This window comes from Eubacterium aggregans, from assembly GCF_900107815.1.
Classification (GTDB): Bacteria; Bacillota; Clostridia; order Eubacteriales; family Eubacteriaceae; genus Eubacterium_O; species Eubacterium_O aggregans.
In genome coordinates this window covers 1-1,011 of the sequence record NZ_FNRK01000066.1, presented here as the reverse complement: position 1 = coordinate 1,011, position 1,011 = coordinate 1, and the positions used below count along the sequence as shown (strand labels likewise).

Annotated in this window: 1 pseudogene; it reads left to right on the top strand. The window is 41.3% G+C overall.

Annotated elements, in window-relative coordinates:
* Window positions 1–656 precede the first annotated feature (656 nt).
* A pseudogene (locus BLW33_RS13960) lies at window positions 657–914 on the top strand (radical SAM mobile pair protein B); the annotation flags it as partial.
* Window positions 915–1,011: the final 97 nt, after the last annotated feature.

Sequence of the window (1,011 nt, the reverse complement as noted above, 5' to 3'; positions counted from 1 at the left end):
CTCTTTTTAGTATATCAGATTCATTAATATCCGTCTGAAAAAATGTCTTAATTTATGAGACCATTATACTCTGCCCTGTCTGCGGAAATATAGAAAAATTCGTCCCGGAAAATGCAGCATCTGTGGAGTTCCAAGAGCTAAGTTTATATAATACTGATTTTCAACTGCGTACCATTGAGGTGTTCTGTGAATAATGGATAACAAACATCAGGGCGGCTGAAATTAGGGTGTGCAAAAGCGGTGCAAATTTTAACGATTTGCTTTTGAACGGTGCATTTTATCAATAGGTAGTACCTTTGCCACCGGAGATGACAGGAATTATACCCCATATATCGACTTGTTCCCACGAACGGATAAAAATCATTGACCTGTTTCCCCGAACAGATAGCACCCATAAATCCACTATTGACCTATTCCCTCGAACGGACAAAACGTAAAATACAGACCAGACATCAAGGTGAGCCTATCGTTCCATGTTGAGTCAGTAGTCTTGCTGTCTAGGACCGAAGGGACGACACGGGCAAGGTAACGCTGACCATGAGACAGCTGTCTAGGAAGATTAGCCGGAGGCACCGTCTGATTGGATTGAATATCCGCCTGATGAGTGTCAATATTGAAGAACAAATTCATTGAAAGAATTGGTAGAGTTGCAGATGATGGAAACGATCATAAAAGAAATAGAAACTAAAAATGTACTGACGAAATCCAATCTTCCCGTCGGCGATTATTCGGTCAACCCCTATGTAGGCTGTACTCATGCCTGCAAATACTGTTATGCAGATTTTATGAAACGCTTTACCCATCATCCGGAGCCCTGGGGTGATTTCTTAGATGTCAAGATTTGGCCTGAAATAAAAAATCCTCAAAAATATGCCGGAAAGGAAGTCTTTTTTGGTTCGGTGACGGACCCCTACGTTCTGATATTGTCAATAATAGTTGACAGATTTCCCTCAAGGATTCAGCGACCTTATGCAACATCCTGTAAGGACTGGTAATATTGCTGCCTCTTTA